The sequence below is a fragment of the Halobacteriovorax vibrionivorans genome, from assembly GCF_003346865.1.
Classification (GTDB): Bacteria; Bdellovibrionota; Bacteriovoracia; order Bacteriovoracales; family Bacteriovoracaceae; genus Halobacteriovorax_A; species Halobacteriovorax_A vibrionivorans.
In genome coordinates, this window is record NZ_QDKL01000001.1 from 914,317 (window position 1) to 933,780 (window position 19,464).

Annotated in this window: 19 protein-coding genes; 1 reads left to right on the forward strand and 18 read right to left on the reverse strand. The window is 35.5% G+C overall.

Annotated features, from left to right (window positions below):
• Window positions 1–11: 11 nt before the first annotated feature.
• Genes radA through DAY19_RS04505 form a run of 4 tightly spaced genes read right to left on the reverse strand, consistent with a single transcriptional unit; the run spans window position 12 to window position 5,036 of the window.
• Window positions 12–1,382 (reverse strand): DNA repair protein RadA, encoded by a 1,371-nt coding sequence (radA, locus tag DAY19_RS04490; protein WP_114705975.1) that lies wholly within the window; start codon window positions 1,380–1,382, stop codon window positions 12–14.
• The gene (ligA, locus tag DAY19_RS04495; RefSeq protein ID WP_114705976.1) at window positions 1,366–3,255 is read right to left on the reverse strand and encodes an NAD-dependent DNA ligase LigA; all 1,890 of its coding nucleotides are present in this window, start codon (window positions 3,253–3,255) and stop codon (window positions 1,366–1,368) included. The genes radA and ligA overlap by 17 nt, the downstream gene beginning before the upstream one ends.
• Before the next feature lie 10 nt (window positions 3,256–3,265).
• A complete protein-coding gene (locus DAY19_RS04500) occupies window positions 3,266–4,750 on the reverse strand; it encodes an outer membrane protein (protein ID WP_114705977.1) in 1,485 nt (494 codons plus the stop codon).
• Entirely contained in the window at window positions 4,722–5,036 is a 315-nt protein-coding gene (locus tag DAY19_RS04505; protein WP_133296882.1) for a MerR family transcriptional regulator, read from the reverse strand. The genes DAY19_RS04500 and DAY19_RS04505 overlap by 29 nt, the downstream gene beginning before the upstream one ends.
• Before the next feature lie 78 nt (window positions 5,037–5,114).
• Here DAY19_RS04505 and DAY19_RS04510 point away from each other — a divergent pair, with 78 nt between their 5' ends.
• Window positions 5,115–6,293: a patatin-like phospholipase family protein gene (locus DAY19_RS04510; protein WP_114705979.1), complete on the forward strand. Its 1,179-nt coding sequence runs from the start codon at window positions 5,115–5,117 to the stop codon at window positions 6,291–6,293.
• Window positions 6,294–6,345: 52 nt separating this feature from the next.
• On the opposite strand, the gene DAY19_RS04515 is transcribed toward DAY19_RS04510, so the two are convergent.
• The 14 genes from DAY19_RS04515 to mnmG form a co-directional block, all read right to left on the reverse strand.
• Window positions 6,346–6,840, reverse strand: coding sequence for an outer membrane beta-barrel protein (locus DAY19_RS04515; protein ID WP_114705980.1), 495 nt, complete (start codon window positions 6,838–6,840; stop codon window positions 6,346–6,348).
• Window positions 6,841–6,876: 36 nt separating this feature from the next.
• Window positions 6,877–8,433: a hypothetical protein gene (locus DAY19_RS04520; RefSeq protein WP_114705981.1), complete on the reverse strand. Its 1,557-nt coding sequence runs from the start codon at window positions 8,431–8,433 to the stop codon at window positions 6,877–6,879.
• A gap of 110 nt (window positions 8,434–8,543) precedes the next feature.
• Entirely contained in the window at window positions 8,544–8,954 is a 411-nt protein-coding gene (gene atpC, locus DAY19_RS04525; RefSeq protein WP_158536784.1) for an ATP synthase F1 subunit epsilon, read from the reverse strand.
• A gap of 146 nt (window positions 8,955–9,100) precedes the next feature.
• Entirely contained in the window at window positions 9,101–10,519 is a 1,419-nt protein-coding gene (gene atpD / locus DAY19_RS04530; RefSeq protein WP_114705983.1) for a F0F1 ATP synthase subunit beta, read from the reverse strand.
• A gap of 10 nt (window positions 10,520–10,529) precedes the next feature.
• Window positions 10,530–11,402, reverse strand: coding sequence for an ATP synthase F1 subunit gamma (gene atpG / locus DAY19_RS04535; protein WP_114705984.1), 873 nt, complete (start codon window positions 11,400–11,402; stop codon window positions 10,530–10,532).
• A 16-nt stretch (window positions 11,403–11,418) separates the two neighbouring features.
• Window positions 11,419–12,927, reverse strand: a complete 1,509-nt coding sequence (gene atpA / locus DAY19_RS04540; protein WP_114705985.1) for a F0F1 ATP synthase subunit alpha — start codon at window positions 12,925–12,927, stop codon at window positions 11,419–11,421.
• A 25-nt stretch (window positions 12,928–12,952) separates the two neighbouring features.
• The gene (gene atpH / locus DAY19_RS04545) at window positions 12,953–13,492 is read right to left on the reverse strand and encodes an ATP synthase F1 subunit delta (RefSeq protein ID WP_114705986.1); all 540 of its coding nucleotides are present in this window, start codon (window positions 13,490–13,492) and stop codon (window positions 12,953–12,955) included.
• A gap of 15 nt (window positions 13,493–13,507) precedes the next feature.
• Window positions 13,508–14,035, reverse strand: coding sequence for a F0F1 ATP synthase subunit B family protein (locus DAY19_RS04550; protein WP_114705987.1), 528 nt, complete (start codon window positions 14,033–14,035; stop codon window positions 13,508–13,510).
• Window positions 14,036–14,058: 23 nt separating this feature from the next.
• Window positions 14,059–14,502, reverse strand: coding sequence for a F0F1 ATP synthase subunit B family protein (locus DAY19_RS04555; protein ID WP_114705988.1), 444 nt, complete (start codon window positions 14,500–14,502; stop codon window positions 14,059–14,061).
• Between the two features lie 145 nt (window positions 14,503–14,647).
• Complete coding sequence (locus tag DAY19_RS04560; protein WP_114705989.1) at window positions 14,648–14,980, reverse strand: bactofilin family protein; 333 nt, start codon at window positions 14,978–14,980, stop codon at window positions 14,648–14,650.
• Between the two features lie 113 nt (window positions 14,981–15,093).
• Window positions 15,094–16,056, reverse strand: coding sequence for a ParB/RepB/Spo0J family partition protein (locus DAY19_RS04565; RefSeq protein ID WP_114705990.1), 963 nt, complete (start codon window positions 16,054–16,056; stop codon window positions 15,094–15,096).
• Window positions 16,057–16,072: 16 nt separating this feature from the next.
• Complete coding sequence (locus DAY19_RS04570; protein ID WP_114705991.1) at window positions 16,073–16,924, reverse strand: ParA family protein; 852 nt, start codon at window positions 16,922–16,924, stop codon at window positions 16,073–16,075.
• Between the two features lie 36 nt (window positions 16,925–16,960).
• Window positions 16,961–17,626, reverse strand: a complete 666-nt coding sequence (locus DAY19_RS04575; RefSeq protein ID WP_114705992.1) for a 16S rRNA (guanine(527)-N(7))-methyltransferase RsmG — start codon at window positions 17,624–17,626, stop codon at window positions 16,961–16,963.
• Window positions 17,623–19,464, reverse strand: coding sequence for a tRNA uridine-5-carboxymethylaminomethyl(34) synthesis enzyme MnmG (gene mnmG, locus DAY19_RS04580; RefSeq protein ID WP_114705993.1), 1,842 nt, complete (start codon window positions 19,462–19,464; stop codon window positions 17,623–17,625). Before mnmG ends, DAY19_RS04575 begins: the two co-directional genes overlap by 4 nt.

Below are 19,464 nucleotides of genomic sequence, written 5' to 3' on the forward strand. Positions count from 1 at the left end.
AGCGGTTAGGGTTAATCCCCTAACACGCTAAAGATATCTGTAATTTTTCTAACTGGTATAATTTTTAATTTAGATTTCTTAGAAAACTCTCGTGCAATCTTTGGTGATGCAACTAAAGTTTTATAATTTAAGGATTCCATTTCTTTAATACGCATCTCCATATGAGGAACTGTTCGAACTTCACCAGTTAGGCCCACCTCGCCTAAAAAGATCGTATCTTTTGGAATAGGTTTAGATTTATATGAACTTAAAAGAGCTGCAATAATACTTAGATCGGATTCACGTGTTGTAAGTTTCATACTACCTACAACATTAACGTAAATATCATTCATTCCCATAGGAATTGAAGCATATTTTTCGATAATGGCCACCATCATAGCTACACGATTATTATCTAATCCCTGAGTTGTACGTCTTCCATTTCCGAATTTATTTTCTGCTACTAAAGCTTGTACTTCTACAAAGAGCGGTCTTGTCCCTTCTTTTATACACGTTAAGCTCTTCCCGAAGCTCCCTTCAAGATCATCTTCTAAGAAGAATTGTGAAGGATTCTTTACTTCATTAAGGCCATCTTCTTTCATTTCGAAAATACCAACTTCGTTAGTGTTTCCAAAACGATTCTTGATTGCACGAAGCATACGATAATGACCAAATTGATCACCTTCAAAATAGATAACTGTATCAACCATATGTTCTAAAATCTTAGGCCCAGCGATAGCACCATCTTTTGTTATGTGACCAACAACAAAACAAGTAATACCAGTAGCCTTCACATGATTCATCAGCTCATAAGTTACTTCACGAATTTGTGAAACAGTACCTGGAGGCGAAGACAACTCACTAGATGTCGTTGTTTGAATTGAATCTAGAACCATAAAACGTGGCTTTATCTTTTTAATTTGATTTAAAATATTCTGCCAATTTGTTTCGTTATATATATAGAAGGAATCGTTTTTTAGGCCCATTCGTTTGGCCCTACCGGCAACCTGCCCCTCACTTTCTTCACCACTTACATATAAGAAGCTTTCGTTTTCTTGTCTTCCTGATAGTTTTGATAACATTTCAGTTAAAAGAGTTGATTTACCAATACCTGGCTCACCACCAATTAAAATAAGTGATCCTGGAACAAGTCCTCCACCGACAACACGATCAAATTCATCGATCCCAGTTGAGACGCGATTGTATGTTTCAACTTCAATTTCTTTTAATTTCTTAGGTTGAGTCTCACCAACGGCCTTTACTTTAATACTTTCTTGTACTGGCGAGAAAGTTTGCTCTGTGAAACTATTCCATTCACCACAATCTGTACAACGCCCCATCCATTTAGCTGTTTGGAAGCCACAGTTTGAACATTCAAAAACTTTCTTACTCTTTTTGGCCATTAATCATTCCCATTACTTCATCTTCAGTCTTAATAGTAATTCCCAACTCTAATGCCTTCTTATACTTAGAAGACTTAGCTTCAGTTTCATTTGTAAGAAGAATATCTGTATTCTTACTTACAGAACTAACAGGAGTTCCACCAGCTGCTTTTATATCTTTTTCAATCTCACTTCTTTTTCGAGATAAAGAACCAGTAATACATATTTTTATTCCAGCCAAGCTAGATCCAGTATCATTTTCGATTACTTCAAATGTGAAACCTATTTCTTGTAAGTTTTTTATAAGATCTTTTTTTTCTTGTAATGAATTAACAAAAGTCGTTGCTGACTTCTCTGCAAATCCTTCTAGGCCTTGTAATTGCTCCGCTGTCATCGCTAGCAACTTCTCGATTGAGTCAAATCCACCTTCAACAACTTTTTCACATTTATTGTAGGCTCCACCAGTAATGCCAAGTGCAGAAAGAAAAGTAATAAGATCAGCCTTCTTTGACTTTTCAATACTAGTTAAAAGTTTTGTGGCCAATTTTTCTTTAACTTTATCTAGTTCAATTAATTTATCAATATTCAAATTATAAAGATCTTCAATCTTTGTTACTAGCTTACGGCGAATCATTTCCTCGAGACGCTTAGAACTTAAATCATCAATACCTATCTTTTGAATGAAGTTTAAGATAACTTCTTTGACTTGTGCTGGACATGCAGGATTATCACAAATAATTCGTATATCAACTTGTTTAACTGGAGCATCACAGCTAGGACAATGTGTTGGTACAGAGAAATCATTCTCTGACTCCTTAATTGTTTGTAGAAATTTAGGTATAACTTCACCACTGCGGATAATTTCGATCTTATCACCTGCTTTTAGATTGTGTTGTTTTACCATTCCAAAGTTATGAAGTGTAACACGTGAAACGACAGCACCACTGATACTAACAGGCTCAACTTCTCCAACAGGAGTTAAAATACCATTTCTAGAGACCTGCCAAGTAATCGACTTAAGTATCGTTTGAACTGTTTCACCAGGAAACTTAAAGGCCATTTTATAACGAGGATGATGGGCAGTCTCACCTAGTTCATGATGTAGCTTTATATCATTATAAACAAATACCAACCCATCAATTAAATAATCACCATTGGCCATAAAATCTTTTGCATCCTCTATCGACGCTTCAAAATCTTTTTTTGATTTCATGATCTCATATTCGAGAATATCAAATCCTTGCTCTTGTAAATGATGGTATTTCTGTTCTTCCTTATCAAAATCAATTCCTAAAACATCAAATGCTTTAAAATTAATAAAAGAACATAAGTTTATATTTTCCTTACGGCCAACAAGTCCTGCCACAATATTTCGTTGAGAAGTAGGTTTTTCAAGACCTTGTGAGATCATCGCTTCAGATAATTTAAAAAATGACTCTTCGTCGCAATACATTTCACCACGAATTTCTATTCTCTCTTTATCTTGAATGGAACTAGGGACACCTTTCATCCATTGTACTTTTTGAGTGATATTTTCACCAAATGTACCATCTCCCCTAGTCTTACCTATAACAAGTTTTCCATTTTCATAAATCAGTGAACATGAAACACCGTCAACTTTGTAAATTCCTAATACTTCGTAGTCCTTGGCCCAATTGATTAATTCATCGATCTTATATGTTTTTCCAAGAGAGAGCATTTTCTTATCATGCTTTACCTTTTCAAGTGACGATATAGTAGAACCTACTAAATTTAGGACCGGATTATCAGGGTCAATTTCCCTAAGCTCATCTTCTATTTTATCGTAAGCAATATCACTTATTTCAGGTTCACCGCGATAATATAAAGCTTTATGATACTTTATTTGATCTTCTAACAACTTAATCTTATTCATTATTTACCTGTTAAAATTTAAATTTTACACCGGCTTTAAGTGATGTACTTTTGATATCAACCTTTCTTTGATCACTAGCAAACTCGGCTTTGTTTCCTAAGTAGGCAATCCCACCAAATAATGTGACTGCAGGTCCATACTTATATTCTCCACCAGCTTCAAGATAGATATTACTTGTATCGCTTGCATTTCCAAAAACCGTAACGTCTTCTTCATAACTAGGAGAGAACATAAAATCGAATTGAAAATAAATTCTTAAATCTTTAACAATTGGCATTGAACCTTTGGCACCAATGAGAAGACCACTGAAGTTAACTCCAGTAAAGCCATTACTAATTTGTGTATCATAGCCATGTGAATATGAACCGTAACCAAGATATATATCAATTTGTGGGCCGAAGAAGAATCCCATTGGTAAATACTTATAACCAGCAAGAAGTCTGAATGTTGAAGAATCCATTGAATTATCTTCAGGACTAAGAGTGCCTGAATCTTTAGAATAACTTCCAAAGCCTTTTTCTAGATCAATCCCAACCCAGTAGTTTCTAGTAGCATAGATTTCACCCTCAATTGCAATTTTAAAATCAAATCCACTAATGGCCTTTGTTCCGCCTGAAGCAGACGAATTATTATTTGATCCAGTACCTAGTAGTAGAGAGGCTCCAAAATTACCAAGTAATCCAAAGCTATAAGCTTCCTCATCCTCAGTTGGTGTATACTGCATCTCTCTTTTTTCAGATGATTTAGTATTCTTATTAATGATCACCCAATCATCAACTTGTACTAGACTTTTGTCTTCGTATCTTAAAACTTTAACTTGTGAGAGACTCTCACCTACATGAATAATTCGCCCAGTACCAATTGTTTTCGTATCCCAGTCAACAACTTCTTTTAAAAGAGGATGTCGACGACGTCTCATAGGACGTACTATTTTTACTTCATAATCAACATAGATCCCTGCATCTTTACCTAAATCAATTGAGAATTGCTGCCCTAGTACACCAAGAACTCTAGCATCATAAGGAATTTGCTTTTCATATTGGTCTAACCAATTATTTACAGTTTGAGCAATAACATCAGGATCATCCTGATTTAAATCTAATTCTTCTCGAAATAAGATATCTTGTCCATTTGCACCTATAATTTTTAAGTGAACTGTTACACCTTGAGGAAGTGATTCAATTTTAACTTTAATAATTGAGCCAGCATTTGTTTTATCAGAAACTAAACGTAAAACTTTTGGATTTTCTAATGCCTTATCTAGATCCTGTTTATAGTTTGATAAGATATTAATAATTTCAGAATTATATTGGTAATAACACCAACGAGAAGACTTTAGGTAGCGCTCAATTTTTGAGAAAACTTCATACCCGATAGCTCCTCCAACAGTATCCCTTACAGGTAAGATCATACAACGACGAGCACTTGGTGCAGCAAAAGCATCAATTGAGATTAGAATAATAAAACTAGTTAAAAGTAACTTGATTATTTTCATTCAGACGGCCTTCATAAAGATCAACAAGCATCTTATACTCATTAATCTCTTGTTTGGTTTTGATTAATTCTTTTTTTAATTCTTCGTGTTCTTCTTGTAATCGTTTTAAATATACGATTGCATTTGATTCATTAAATGAATCATTATATTCCCACTCGTTAATTTGAATCAGGTATTTACCGTTTTCAAACTTCCAAATTAATTTTTCTTTTTTTATATAGCGACGAATTGTTGATATTGAGATTCCCTTCAACAATGAATAGTCATTTATGTCCATCCAAATCATTCCTTAATTTTAACTAACTTGACGTGCTTTGCCAAAATTTATCAATGCATAAATGCCTATATCGAGTATAATTAATTTATGAATCGAATTGACATGGAAAACTTACGTTCAAAAAAGACAGCTCTCGTACTTTCAGGTGGAGTTGTTAAAGCTGCTGCATGGCACCTAGGTGTTAGCTGGGCACTTCATGATCTAGGTTTTACGTTTAAACACAATCATTCGGATGTAAATCCTGATTTTGAAATCTCAACATATGTTGGTTCAAGTGCTGGGGCACTAATAAGCCTCTATTTAGCATCTGGCCATTCTCCAATGGACATTATTGAAGCATTCCTACACAAGAATAAACATGGCCTAAAACCAATTACATATCGAGATATGCTCTCCATTAAAAGGCCAAAATTAAAACCTCACCATCCAAATCTCTATGATCCATTAGATGGTTTTCCAGGAATGTTAAAAAAAGTCTTAAGCCCAATAATCTCCATATCGGGATTATTTTCAACTCAAGGACTCCATGATTATATTGTAGATAATATTATTAAATCTAATAATTTTGATGATTATGACGCCGATCTATTTATCATAGCCACTCAACTAGATCACTCTAGAAAGGTTATTTTCTCAAGGTATAACTACCCAAACCCAAGTCATGATCCAACTGCACACTACTATACTGATATTCCAATTGCTGAAGCTGCTACTGCTTCAATGAGTGTACCCCCATTTTATACACCTTATCCAATTCATAATAATACAACAAATAAGACTGACTTCTATATTGATGGTGAAATTAGAGAAACATTATCAACTCATGTTGCTGTGGATAATAAGTGTGATTATATTATTTCAAGTTGGACACATACGCCTTATCACTATCAAGATGAAATTGGTTCACTTGCAAATTACGGACTACCAGCAATTTGTACACAAGCAATATACCTAATGATTCAAAAGAAGATTATCGACTCTCGTGCTCGAAGAATTGCAGCACAGGATATTATTGATACTGTTAACCAGTATATGATTAATGAGAAATTCAGTAATGATCAAAGACGTCACATCACTTCTATTATTGAAAGAAAGCTTAATTACGATCCAAATGTTAAATTAATCGATATTTATCCAACTCATGAGGATTTCAATCTCTTTTTTGCTGATGTATTCAGCTTGAATCCTAAGAAGATGACAAAAATGCTTGAAGCCGGCTACAAACGAACAATGGATATATTTAATAATAAAGAATTTGAAGCATAAAAAAAGCCCACTTAAAAGTGGGCCTTCTTATATCTATAATTTAAAATAAAAATTAAAGATCAAGTGGAAGTGATACACCTAAAAGTACTTCAGAAGCATCTACATCAACTGTTGCACCATTTAATTCATCATAATTAATTGTACGGTATTCAACATTAACTGATACGAATGGAAGACCTGTAAATCCCACACCTAAAGCTACACCTGAACCTTCATACTCAGAAGCACCAATTTCGGCCTTAGCATTTAAGTAATATGAAGCGTAAGCTCTTACTAAGATAGGAAAGTCTACTGCTGCGTATAAACCTAAGTTACTTACATCAATATCAGTACCATCAGCATCATATGTACCCATATTATAATCTAGCCCAAGGCTTACAAGCATAGGAAGAGAATAACCTAGACGACCACCAATATTAACACCATTTGTGTCAACATTATTAAAGTCACCTGCTAAGTTGTAACCTAAATAAGGCTCAACATAGATACCTGCATTTGCTTGAAATCCCGCAACCATAATCATCATTGCAATTAATAATCTTTTCATAAAATCTCCTCATTTTATCTAGTAATTTCTCTCAAACTAGATGTGTTCAATAATATATAAACCTTCAGTACAAAAGCTTTGCATATAGTTAATATTTCCATTTCCTGAATCAATTTTCGTATTAAGAATTCCGTAATCATGGGAGATCACAAAGACCTTCTCAGTTAGCCCTGTGATTTCAGCACTCACTGTTCCATCTTTATCCATATAGTAGAAATCATAAGATCCTGATGGTCTAAGAGAAGACATATAGGCTTCAAAGTTCACAAGAGGTCGATCTAAATTTATTTGGATTACACATGCACCATTATCAGCATAGTTTTGGAATAATTCTTTTAAATAATCAATATATTCAAGAGATGGTATGACAATCTTCTTAATATCATCAAAACCAACAAAAACAGGTGTCTCTTTTCCAACTTCTAAATAGTGTTTAAATCCTGCTTCACGAATTGGTGCGATTAATTTGTAACGATTAAGGCCAACTTTCGTTGGTTTAATATCTCGATTAAAGTAGTTAATACTTTTAGCATCAAGATTCATTTGTTGTAGTGTTTTAGCAGCAAGATTTTCTTCAAAAACAGAGAAGTTAACAGCCTTTGAACTCAGTAAATATGGTGCTTCATAAGTCATTTCATCTTGAACAAGATGGATAATCTTTTGAGCAACCTTTCCTTTAAAGTCCATGTATTTAATTAAGTGATTACCTAGTTCAACATCTAAGTAAAGCTCATATACAAACGATCCACCTGGCTCAATTTGCTTAAAATTCTTATTTAAAAATATTTTCTTTTTAAATTTACCCGTAAATGTTGATGTATCAATCTTACTTCCAAGATCAACTAAAATGTGTGCACCCGTTTCCTCTTTTATCTTATTCTTTTCAAGAATTTTATCGAGGTAATCTGCACTTATTACAGGAATATCAAATGTCGTATCACTTCGAGCACTTAATTCAAAATTTGTACGAATAATTCCACGAGCAGCTACAGATGCTCTAAATGTAGAAAACTTATCATCTGGAGCAATTGGTACTTTGATAACTGAAGAACCTGCATCAGTTAGTAATTCATTTAGATTATAACTAGGCACTAAGTCGTAATCGCTTAAATTATTCTTTGATGGGCCTTTATGATTGAACTCTCTAAGCTTAATATTAAACGTAGAAGCCGCTTTCGTACGTTTCGCAGCTGATTGTATAAAGCTTGAGAAATCAATTATAGGCTTATAGTTTTTAGGCTTTCCGCCTGCTTTTCTTGCCTTATTCTTCAATGCTACAGTCGGTCTTAAGACCGGTTTAGCTTTATTCACTTTATTCTTTTTATCATCACCGTATGTAAAGAAGACCATCTCTTCTTTCTTGGTTTTATCTTTTGCATTCTCAATTGCCTTTGGATTTCCATGCTTGTTAATTTTTTTAACGCCAGATGATCTCAAGTTAATTGTGTCAGAATAAATATCAGAAAAGTTGAATGAATTTAATTCCTTCGTTTCAAAATTCTTAGGTTTGAGACGAATTATATCGCTACCAGTAAGTGCTGAAGAACTTACTTGAAAAATTAAGAATAATAGTGAAATTAGAAGCTTTATCATTAGCTCTATTTTCGCATTATTACTTTTTTTAAAGCTTAAGAGGCAAATATTGCCGATACAAAAAAGGCCCCGAATTACGGGGCCCTTTTATATTTCAAATAGTATTAAATCTATTTAGAGATTTGCTTAACTAGTTGTAATCTAAGCTGCGCTCTTTCAACCTTACGACGGTATTTAACTAATTCTTCGTCAGTTAAAGTATCTTTCAGTTTTTCACGAGCATAAATTAGTGCATTAGTAGCTCTTTCTTCGTCAATCTGATTATCTTCTTCAGAAGTCAAAGAAAGGATAGTAATTTCGTCGTTTAAAACTTTTACTATACCATTAGTTACAGTGAAAAATCTCTCTTGATCATCACCGTGAACTGCAACGCTACCTGTAGCTAGTTTTTCAACAATATGAGTGTGACCTGCTAGAACTTCAATTTCACCCTTTAGAGTTGGGATAAATACTGATTCTGCCGGTACATTCTTCGCTACAACTGAGCTAGGCGTTAATATATTTACAACAAAGTTACTCATCATTTAATCCTTATTATAAAGCATTATATATTTTGCTCCTACTTCGAACCGCTCGGGCCTAAACCCTCGCTCTCGAAAAAAGCATGCTCCTTTCAAGGGGAGCTTGCGAAGCAAACAATAGACTGGCCTTAGCCAGTCGATTTTGCTTACGCATCCTTTTTAAGTTGTTCCCATTTTTCGTATACCATATCTAGGTTACCAACTAGGTAGAACGCTTGCTCAGGTACTTCATCACATTCACCCGCTAAGATAGCTTTGAATGCTTTGATAGTATCGTTGATATCTACGAACTGACCTGGGATACCAGTGAATTGCTCAGCAACGAAGAATGGTTGAGAAAGGAACTTCTCAATCTTTCTAGCACGACCAACAAGTACTTTATCATCTTCAGAAAGCTCATCCATACCAAGAATAGCAATGATATCTTGAAGCTCTTTATATCTTTGAAGAATCTCTTGAACCTGTCTAGCAACTGCATAGTGATCTTCACCAAGAATATCTGGAGATAGAATTGTTGAAGATGATGATAAAGGGTCTACCGCTGGGTAAATACCTTTTTCAGCAATTGAACGGTTAAGTTCTGTTGTTGCATCTAAGTGAGCAAATGTAGTCGCTGGAGCCGGATCCGTATAGTCATCGGCTGGAACGTATACTGCTTGAATAGATGTAATAGAACCGTCTTTAGTTGAAGTAATACGCTCCTGCATAGCACCCATTTCTGTACCAAGAGTTGGCTGGTAACCAACGGCAGAAGGGATACGACCAAGAAGGGCAGAAACCTCTGAACCTGCTTGTGTAAAACGGAAGATATTATCAACGAAGAAAAGAACGTCTTGCTTCTCTTCATCACGGAAATATTCTGCAATAGAAAGACCAGTAAGAGCAACACGTGCACGTGCACCTGGTGGCTCATTCATCTGACCATATACCAGGGCAGTCTTATCGATAACCCCTGATTCTTTCATTTCTTCGTAAAGATCGTTACCTTCACGAGTTCTTTCACCAACACCTGCGAATACTGAGAAACCACCGTGTTGAGTTGCAATGTTGTTAATAAGTTCCATAATTAGAACTGTCTTACCAACACCAGCACCACCGAATAGACCAATCTTTCCACCTTTTAGGTATGGAGCAAGAAGGTCGATAACTTTAATACCAGTAAAGAATGGCTCAAGTTTAGTCGACTGGTTTTCAAATGTTGGAGCTGTATTGTGAATTGAATAAGATTTCTTATTTCCAATTTCACCAGCTTCATCAATAGCTTCACCAACTACATTGATAATACGACCAAGACATTCACGTCCAACAGGCGCTTGAATTGGTGCACCTGTATCAGAAACAACTAGCCCTCTTGAAAGACCTTCAGTCTGATCCATTGCAATTGTTCTAACAACGTTATCACCTAGGTGAGAAGCAACCTCAAGAACAAGGTTATTTTCTTTGTCGTTAATTGTTTTGTTTGTAACTGTGAGTGCGTTATAGATTTCCGGTAAATTTCCATCAGCAAATTCAACGTCTACAACAGGACCCATAACTTGACGAATAACACCTTTTGCTTGTGACATTCTACGCTCCTTAACCATTGAGGGACTCAGCACCAGAAACAACTTCAATTAGTTCAGTTGTAATAGCAGCTTGTCTCAATTTATTCATTTTTAATGTTAATGTTCTAATTGCATCTTTACAGTTTCCAACAGCACTATCCATTGCTGACATACGTGATCCGTGCTCTGCTGCGGTAGCATCTAAAATTGCTGTCCACATTGCACTTGTGTATGCCTCAGGAATAAGGCCGTTAAGAATTTCTTCTGCATTAGGGTTGTATCTAAAATCAAACGGATACTTTTCCTTAAGCTCTTCTTTTTCAGATGAATCTAAAGTCATTGGAAGAACTTGCTTAACTGTTGGCTCAATTGAAATCGCAGAATAGAAAATATTGTAAGCGATACTTACCTTTCCTACTTCACCACTTGAGAAAAGTGCTGATAGCTTTGAAGCTAGATCTGCAATTTCATGATGTTGAGGTTCAGCTTTTTCAAACTCATAGAACCCACCAACATTAACAAGTTTCTCAACAAGTTCTTTAACTTTAGTTCCAATAAAGTGTACTTCTAAATTTGATGGATCCTCATGATTTGCAACGTAGTTTTTAACTACTTTTGCAAGCCCAGAGTTATAACCACCACAAAGACCTTTATTAGATGAGATTACAAGTAAAACTTCTTTCTTACTTTCGTTATTTTGTAAGAAAGAGTGATTGTAATCTTCAACTAAGGCAGAAATTGTCTTAATTGAATCTTCTAATTCATTTGCATAAGGACGAGCATTCAGAATTGCATTCTGAGCCTTGTTTAGCTTTGCAGCTGAAACAAGTTTCATAGCTTCCGTAATCTTTAAAGTACCCTTTGTACTTTTGATTTTCTTTTTAAGATCCTTAATATTTGCCATTATGGCTCCTCAATAATTAGTAGTTCTTACTTGCGATAAACTCTTTAATAACAGTAGCTAATTTACCGTCATTCTCTCCTGAGATTGCTTTTTCATTTCTAATAGAAGTCATAAGCTCAGAGTGAGATGCATTTAAGTGATCAATTAGATCTCTTTCAGCTTCTTTAACTTTTTCTACAGGAACAGAGTCAAACATTCCTTTTGTACCAGCATAAACAGATACAACTTGATCAATTACATCGTAAGGTGAGTACTGAGCTTGCTTAAGTAGCTCAACAAGTCTTTCACCTTTTGAAAGTTGTTTTTGAGTTGCTTCATCTAGATCTGAACCGAAAGCAGCGAATGCCTGAAGTTCACGATACTGAGCAAGATCAAGTCTTAATGTACCAGCAACTTTCTTCATTGCCTTAATCTGAGCAGAACCACCAACACGTGATACTGAAATACCAACGTTAACAGCTGGACGAATACCAGAGTTAAATAAGTCACCTTCTAGGAAGATCTGACCGTCAGTAATCGAAATTACGTTAGTTGGAATATATGCAGAAACGTCACCTTCTTGAGTTTCAATAACTGGAAGTGCAGTTAGTGAACCAGCTCCGTCTTTATCAGCAAGTTTTGCAGCTCTTTCTAATAGTCTAGAGTGACAGTAGAAAACGTCCCCTGGGAATGCTTCACGCCCTGGAGGTCTTCTTAGAAGAAGTGAAAGCTGACGATATGCTTGTGCTTGTTTTGTTAAATCATCATAAACGATTAGAGCGTGCTTACCACTATCTCTGTAGTACTCACCCATTGTACAACCAGTGTATGGAGCAAGGTACTGAAGTGGTGCAGAGTTAGAAGCAGTAGCAGATACGATGATAGTATAATCAAGAGCACCGGCTTCTTTTAGCTTTTGTTGTACTTGACGTACTGTTGAGTTCTTTTGTCCAACAGCAACGTAGATACAAATAACATCTTTACCTTTTTGGTTGATGATTGTGTCGATAGCAACAGCTGTTTTACCAGTCTTTCTATCACCAATAATAAGCTCACGTTGACCACGTCCGATTGGGATCATTGAATCAATCGCTTTGATACCAGTTTGAAGTGGCTCGTGTACAGACTTTCTAGCTAGAATACCTGGAGCTTTAATTTCAACACGTCTTGAGTGTTCAGAAACGATTTCACCTTGTCCATCGATTGGATTACCAATAGCATCAACAACACGACCTAAAAGAGCGTCACCTACTGGTACTTCAACGATCTTTTCAGTTCTTTTAACTGTTGAACCTTCTGTGATTTTTGGATCATCACCTAGAATAGCAACACCAACGTTGTTAGTTTCAAGGTTTAGAACCATACCTTTTGTACCTGTAGCAAATTCTACAAGTTCACCGGCCATAGCATTTTTAAGACCGAAAATTCTAGCAACACCATCACCAACAGTTAGAACTGTACCTACTTCATCAACTTGTAGTTTAGTTTCGAAGTTAGCAATTCTGTCTTTGATAATGCTCGTAATTTCTTCTGGATTCATTGACATCATTTACCTCTACAATAATTGGCTTTTAACCATTTATAATTGATTCTTTTAAAGTATTAAGTTGTTTATCTACAGAAGCATCGACTTGATAGTCTTCAACTGTCACTCGAACACCTGCAGTTATTTTTTCGTTTTTTACGTAAGTTAATTCAGGCTCTGATCCTAATTCCTTCTTGATAAAAGATTTAATCTTATCAAGAGACTCAGTATCAATTGAATCTGCACTACCTTCGATTGTTCCTCTCATGAAACCTTTTTCATGATCATCGATAACGATTACTTCTTTAAAAATAATTGGCATAAGACCAATTCTTTTTTCTTGAAGTAGGAAATTAATAAATGATTTTACAACTTGAGAAAGTCCTAATTTTGTCATTACATCATTAACAACAGCTGTTTTTTCTTCAGCAGAGAAAACATCAAGAAACATAACATTTTCAAGATTGTTGTTTTCGTTAACCACTTCAGTAAGTGTTGTTAATTCTTTAGCAACGTCAAGATTTGACTCTTTACCTAGGTTGTAAATCGCTTTTGCATACGCTTTGGCTACATTCTTATCTTTCATTTTACTACCCTAGAACTATAGTCTTGATATTAAATTACTAGTTGCTTTATTTGATAATTTTTCATCTTTATGAATTGTACTTTTAGTCTTGTTAATAACTTCATCTAAAAGTGATTCGTTAAGACTTTTAAGCATCATTTTCTTTTCAGATTCTAATTTATGCTCAGAATCTTTTTCCATTTTTTCCATTGATGCTTTCATTTCTTCAACAAATTTTTGTTCAAACTTTTCGCTATCTACTTTTGCATTTGAAATGATTTTTTCTTTTTCACTTTGAATGTTATCGATCTTAGCTTTTGAAGCTTGTAGCTCTTGTTCTGCCTTAGCATCTTTCTTTGCTGCATACTCAACTAAGTCTTTAATGTTTTCTGATTTTTCTGTGAATGATTTGCTCATAAATGGGATCATCTTCCACGCAATAAAACCAAACACAATTGTGAAGTTAATTGCAGGAACTAGAAGATCACTTAAATGACCACCGCGGTACTCACCACCAGCAGCTAGAGCAACATTACTAATGATTAAAGCTAATAAAAATTTCATTGCTTACCCTATCCTTAAATAATTTACTGAACGATTTTGTTTACAAGAAGTGACGATAGTTCTTCCGCATCTTTCATAACGGCAACTTTCTTTTCTTCTAATTCTTTTGCGTACTCATTCTTCTCAGCATTTAGTTGAGACTCAAGTTTATCTGCTAGTTCTTTAACCTTTGCAGCTTCACGCTTTGTTACTTCTTCTTTCTTTGCTTGAATGATAGAAAAAGCTTCTGATTGAGCACTTTCAATTTTCACTTTATATTCTTTTTCAAGCTCAGTTGCTAGACGAGTTTTCTCCTCTGCTCCTGACTCCATTTTAGTCGTTTTTGCTTCACGATTTTCAAGAATATCTTGAAGCTTAGACCAAATTAAGTTTCTTGTTACAAAGTACAAAACAGTAACAATAGCTAATTGAATGAATAAAGTTGAATCGATTTGTAGTGATTTTAATACTGTAAGAATAGTATCCATTAGTGACTACTCCAAATTACATCTAGATGATTGGTTAAAAGTTCACTAATAATTAAACTTTATATGGCCTATCGTCAAGATAAACCGGTTATTTCTGAATGTTTGTTAATTTTTAATTAAGGTGTAAATAATCAAATTTATTTAATTATTTGTCATCATGCATCTTCGTTGTTCCATGGAAGATAACACCATCTTCAACAATCAGCGAAGGAGTTGTGATAGTCCCCTCGAAGCGAGCTGGCTTGATAATTTCAACGCGAGAAGTCGCTTTAATATCACCTTTTACGATACCACTAATCATAATTACATCAGCAATAATATCTGCATTTATAACAGCGGCCTCTGAAATAATTACCGTATCATTAGAATAAATTGTTCCGTTCACAATTCCTGCAATGCGTCCAACACCATTAAGTGTAATATTGCCTTCAAGCTTACAACCATCTTCAATAATTGCTGCCATTGTTCCTTGTGTCATATACTCTTTACCTTTTTTCCATGGTGGTTCTATAGGACCAATTTAATTATTTCATTATTTGGTTCTATAGGACCAGTTAAGACTATATCCAACTGGTCCCATAGGACCGATTTTTATCTATTAGTTAAAAGATATTCAAAGATATCATTAAATTCAGCTTCATTAGCAAATTTAAGAACGACTTCACCACCGCCACTCTTATTTGTCTTAATACCAAAGTGGTACCCAGTACGCTGCTCAAGCTTCTCTCTATATTGAGACATTTTGCCATTGAAGAAGTCAAAGTTTTCTTCCTCTTCTTTCTTGTCTTTTGGTGCACGTTTAGAAGCTTTAATTAGTTTTTCAGTTTCTCTAACTGATAAATTATCTACAGCTGCTTTATTTGCAATGCGAATACAATCTTCTCTTTCTTTAACACCTGCTAAAATTTTAGCATGACCAAAAGATAGCTGATCCTTTTGAATTAAATCGACAACATCACGAGGTAGTTTAAGGATACGTAGGAAGTTAGCAATTGTTGATCTTTCCTTTCCTACTTTCTTTGCAACTTCTTCTTGTGTCAGGTTGTAGTCTTCCATTAATCCAAAGTAAGCTAGCGCTTCTTCTACACAATTTAGATCTGAACGTTGAACGTTTTCAATGATCGACATAACCATTTTTTCACGATCAGTTGCTCTTTTAATGACAACAGGAACCTGAGTAAGGCCAGCAAGTTTTGAAGCTCTTAATCTTCTTTCACCAGCTACAAGTTCATATCCTTCATCCGCTTTAACAACAATTAAAGGCTGGATAACACCATTTTCCTTAATTGAGTTAGATAGCTCATGAAGTTCTTCTTCTTTAAATATTTTACGTGGTTGATTTGGGTTTGCATGAATTGATGTAATATCCAACATTGATGGATTCGTTTCAACTTGTACTGCTGCTTCTCTTTGTACCGGTTTTTCAGGTTGATTTTCTGCCGCTACCTTTTGGAGATCTGAAAATGCAGCTTGCGCTTTCGATGCTTTAGAAGAACCACTTGTTCCACCTAAAAGAGAACCCATACCTTTACCTAGAGCTACTTTCTTTGCCATTTTCTCTTCCCCTTACCTATTGAATATTACCTTGAAGTGTATTGTCGACATTATCAACTGAAGGCACCTCTGGTAGTCCATTTTGAGTTTCTACTGATTGAGCACGATCTTTAATAATAAGTTCTTTTGCTAGAGCAAGGTAAGCTTCAGAACCTTTTGATTCAATATCGTAAAGAATGATTGGTTTCCCAAAAGATGGGCACTCGGCAAGTTTTACGTTTCTAGGTATTACCGCTTGAAACACTTTATCGCCGAAGTGCCTTCTAATCTCTTCAGAAACTTGTTTATGAAGAGAAGCTCTTCCATCAAACATAGTAAGGACGATTCCGTCCATTTCTAATGCTGGATTTAAATTCGCTTTTATTAGTTTTACTGTATTAATTAATTGAGCAAGACCTTCCATCGCTAAATACTCTGTTTGCATTGGCACGATAAAGCTATCAGCTGCGTTTAGAGCGTTTACAGTTAGAAGACCTAATGATGGTGGACAATCGATTAGAATGTAGTCATATGAGTCCATAATAGGCATGAAAGCTGTCTTTAACTTAGACTCACGTGCAAACTCAGATACTAATTCAATCTCGGCACCAGATAGATTATTGTCAGAAGGACAAATATGTAAGTTAGGAAGTTCTGTTTCATAAATTGCTTCACGAATATCAGTTCTTCCAATCATTGCATGATATACATTACTATTTGTATGCTGCGATGAATCAAGTCCTAAACTAACACTACCATTACCCTGCGGGTCTAGATCAATTACCAGAGTCTTTTTCTCGGCTACTGCTAGGCAGGCTGCTAGATTAATTGTGGTTGTTGTCTTACCAACACCACCCTTCTGATTCATGAGTGCAATAATTTTAGCCATTTATGTCTCCCCATATATATAGTTGTTACTATATTTTTAAAGAAATGAGGACAAAGTGACAAGATTTTTATTTTTATTTTTTCGAAAATTGTTAATTTCTGTTCCACGTAGAACATTCTTGTTCCTAAGAGCAATCATCATACGCCCCTCAGTACCAGGAATATCAACCAATGTTTCCTCTATAATGTCCCACTTACCACCAAGCCAATCAAGATCTTCAAGCTCGTAGAAATTTGGTCCCTTGTAAAAGATCACGTTTACTTTCTTATCCGTGATAATTTTAGGAAGCAGATTTTCAATAGTCGAAACAGCTTTGAATGTAATTGTGCAATCACGGTCAAAGTATACGTGCTCGAATCTCTGATGATATGTCTTAACATTATCTAAACCGATGGCCTCAGCAATTTGATTAACGACTTTGGATTTTTTCCCTCTAGCTTCAAATCCAATATACTTTTTGTCAGGATTAAGACTTGCTAAAGGCAGTAATGGAAAACCTCCACCGAAACCAATATCCACATGAATCTCAGTCTTGTCATAGATCTTCTTTAGTGACTCCACTTCTTCGATTGGCTTAACACTATCAACATATTGTTTCACGTGGAACTCTTCTGGTGTATTAATTCTTGTAAGGTTAATACCAGCAAATGGACCATTAATTTGTTCTAAATACTTTTGGCAAAACTCAGTATCTTTCATCATAAAATATTTCCTGCCACAAAGGCCAAGGTCGCAGGTCTAATACCTACTATTCTCTGGAGTTGCCCAAAGCTTTCTGGTTTAATTTCTGTTATACGTTGGCGGCATTCGAAGGAGATATTCTCACTTGCAACTAATTGCTCCCAATTAATAGGTTTTTTACTTAAGCGATTAATCTTAGCATTCTCCACTAATGCTCGATCAATATATCCTTCATATTTGAGAGAGATAGCTACTGTGCGAATCACATTTGGATCGAAGGCCATATTATTCTCACTCAATTCTCTAGTGAGAACATCTACTGGATTAAGTTGTGCTCTCTTTGAAAGTTCAGCAAGAGTTATATTTGAATTAAGCGGCCCATAACCCTTGTCTTTGAAATATTCTTTATTCTTTGGGTTAGCTTTATACGTATAGTTCTTCGCTACACTCCATATAATATTAAAGCTTCTTTCAAACTTATCCTGGTAGCGATCAACTTCTGCGAAGAGACCCAGTTCCTGACGATATTTTTTCATACGTAGAATTGTATTATCCTCACGTACGTAAAGACGGTTCTCATTTCTAGCAGTAAATAAACGATAAGGCTCATCTCTCTTATTAGAAACTAAATCCTCTACCATAACACCAATATATGAATCTTCACGATCAAGAATGAATTTGTCTGCACCTATTATAGACCTCGCTGCATTTATCCCTGCAATTAAACCTTGTCCTGCAGCTTCTTCATAACCAGAAGTTCCATTTACCTGTCCTGCAAAGTACAATCCTGGCATTTCCTTGGACTGAAGAGTTCGATCTAAGCATGTTGTATCAACAACATCATATTCCACAGCATAGCCATAGACAGCAATCTCTGCATTCTCTAGGCCTTCTATTGTTCTAATGAAATCCAACTGAATTTCACGTGGAAGAGATGTTGAGATGCCATTTGGATAAAAGGTATCTAATTCATGTGATTCAGGTTCAACAAAAACATGGTGAATATCTTTTTCTTCATAACGATAGGCCTTATCTTCAATAGAAGGACAGTACCTAGGACCAACGCCTTTAATTTGACCATTAAAAATAGGACTTCTCTCTTTATTCTCACGTATAATCCCAAGGGTCTTTTCATTAGTCTTTGTTAAATGACATGAAACTTGATCAATAAACCTCTCATTAAGTTCATGTCCATAGTGGAAGTTAACAGCATTAATATCGCTTTCCTGCTCTACCATCTTTGAAAAATCAATAGAATCACGTTTCAACCTAGCAGGAGTTCCTGTTTTAAACCTTGTTTTAAGTGCAGTAACACCCACAAAGATATTCTCTAGAGAATCGGCCTTTAGACAATCAACACGTCCACCATCAGACTGCTCCTCACCTGTATGCATTTTTCCAGCAAGGAAAGTTCCTGTTGTTACAACAATCTTCTTAGAGAGATACTCACCTTCTGTTGTCTTAATGAGAAACTGCTCTTGATCTTTACTAACCCTTTCCACCATTTCACGAATAACGGTGATATTCTCATTGGCAGCAACCTCAGCTTCTGCGTTTCTTGCATAGACCTCTTTATCGATTTGGACACGTGTCGACTGGACAGCGTAACCCTTTGATTCATTTAATGTACGGTATTGAATAGCGCTGCGATCTGCAAGCTTTCCCATAATGCCGCCAAGGGCATCAATCTCACGAACTACCTGACCTTTACCAACACCACCAACTGCTGGGTTACAGGGAGCTGAAGCAATACTTACCCCTGGCATCGTTACGATCGCAACCTTTAAATCGAATTGAGCAGCGGCCCAAGCAGCTTCAAGCCCAGCATGTCCCCCACCTATAATTGCTACATCAAACAT

Excerpts from the sequence above, each read along its gene's own strand:
- radA (WP_114705975.1), bottom strand. The coding sequence starts at position 1,382 with ATGGCCAAAAAGAGTAAGAAAGTTTTTGAATGTTCAAACTGTGGCTTC.
- ligA (WP_114705976.1), bottom strand. The coding sequence starts at position 3,255 with ATGAATAAGATTAAGTTGTTAGAAGATCAAATAAAGTATCATAAAGCT.
- DAY19_RS04500 (WP_114705977.1), bottom strand. The coding sequence starts at position 4,750 with ATGAAAATAATCAAGTTACTTTTAACTAGTTTTATTATTCTAATCTCA.
- DAY19_RS04505 (WP_133296882.1), bottom strand. The coding sequence starts at position 5,036 with ATGATTTGGATGGACATAAATGACTATTCATTGTTGAAGGGAATCTCA.
- DAY19_RS04510 (WP_114705979.1), top strand. The coding sequence starts at position 5,115 with ATGAATCGAATTGACATGGAAAACTTACGTTCAAAAAAGACAGCTCTC.
- DAY19_RS04515 (WP_114705980.1), bottom strand. The coding sequence starts at position 6,840 with ATGAAAAGATTATTAATTGCAATGATGATTATGGTTGCGGGATTTCAA.
- DAY19_RS04520 (WP_114705981.1), bottom strand. The coding sequence starts at position 8,433 with ATGATAAAGCTTCTAATTTCACTATTATTCTTAATTTTTCAAGTAAGT.
- atpC (WP_158536784.1), bottom strand. The coding sequence starts at position 8,954 with ATGAGTAACTTTGTTGTAAATATATTAACGCCTAGCTCAGTTGTAGCG.
- atpD (WP_114705983.1), bottom strand. The coding sequence starts at position 10,519 with ATGTCACAAGCAAAAGGTGTTATTCGTCAAGTTATGGGTCCTGTTGTA.
- atpG (WP_114705984.1), bottom strand. The coding sequence starts at position 11,402 with ATGGCAAATATTAAGGATCTTAAAAAGAAAATCAAAAGTACAAAGGGT.
- atpA (WP_114705985.1), bottom strand. The coding sequence starts at position 12,927 with ATGTCAATGAATCCAGAAGAAATTACGAGCATTATCAAAGACAGAATT.
- atpH (WP_114705986.1), bottom strand. The coding sequence starts at position 13,492 with ATGAAAGATAAGAATGTAGCCAAAGCGTATGCAAAAGCGATTTACAAC.
- DAY19_RS04550 (WP_114705987.1), bottom strand. The coding sequence starts at position 14,035 with ATGAAATTTTTATTAGCTTTAATCATTAGTAATGTTGCTCTAGCTGCT.
- DAY19_RS04555 (WP_114705988.1), bottom strand. The coding sequence starts at position 14,502 with ATGGATACTATTCTTACAGTATTAAAATCACTACAAATCGATTCAACT.
- DAY19_RS04560 (WP_114705989.1), bottom strand. The coding sequence starts at position 14,980 with ATGACACAAGGAACAATGGCAGCAATTATTGAAGATGGTTGTAAGCTT.
- DAY19_RS04565 (WP_114705990.1), bottom strand. The coding sequence starts at position 16,056 with ATGGCAAAGAAAGTAGCTCTAGGTAAAGGTATGGGTTCTCTTTTAGGT.
- DAY19_RS04570 (WP_114705991.1), bottom strand. The coding sequence starts at position 16,924 with ATGGCTAAAATTATTGCACTCATGAATCAGAAGGGTGGTGTTGGTAAG.
- DAY19_RS04575 (WP_114705992.1), bottom strand. The coding sequence starts at position 17,626 with ATGATGAAAGATACTGAGTTTTGCCAAAAGTATTTAGAACAAATTAAT.
- mnmG (WP_114705993.1), bottom strand. The coding sequence starts at position 19,464 with ATGTTTGATGTAGCAATTATAGGTGGGGGACATGCTGGGCTTGAAGCT.